The sequence below is a fragment of the Mesorhizobium sp. M8A.F.Ca.ET.181.01.1.1 genome, assembly GCF_004792025.1.
Lineage (GTDB): Bacteria > Pseudomonadota > Alphaproteobacteria > Rhizobiales > Rhizobiaceae > Mesorhizobium.
In genome coordinates, this window is sequence record NZ_SRTV01000185.1 from 1 (window position 1) to 317 (window position 317).

Below are 317 nucleotides of genomic sequence, written 5' to 3' on the forward strand. Positions count from 1 at the left end.
GGAGAGGCAGAAAAGCTCGGCGTACGCTGGCAGCATGCTGAAGGTGGTGTCCATGGCGCGTCATCCGAACAGGCCATGCAGGAACCAGCGCGGTTCTTCCTCGGCGTCGCGGCTGCTCACGCGCTCGCGGTAAATCCAGTAGCAGCTCTGGTCGTCCGCCTGGGCGACGAAATAGTCGCGCGTCACCAGTTCGCCGTCGAACCAGCCCGCCTCGATACGCTCGCCCGGCGACACCATGCGCAGCGGCGAGCCATAGAACGGACGGTGCTGGCGCATCAGCAGGCGCACCGGCTGGTCCAGCATCCACGTGGGGCGCG

Annotated in this window: 1 pseudogene; it reads right to left on the bottom strand. The window is 66.9% G+C overall.

The annotated features are described in order from the left end of the window. Nucleotides 1–60: 60 nt before the first annotated feature. A pseudogene (locus EN824_RS34165) lies at nt 61–317 on the bottom strand (hypothetical protein); the annotation flags it as partial.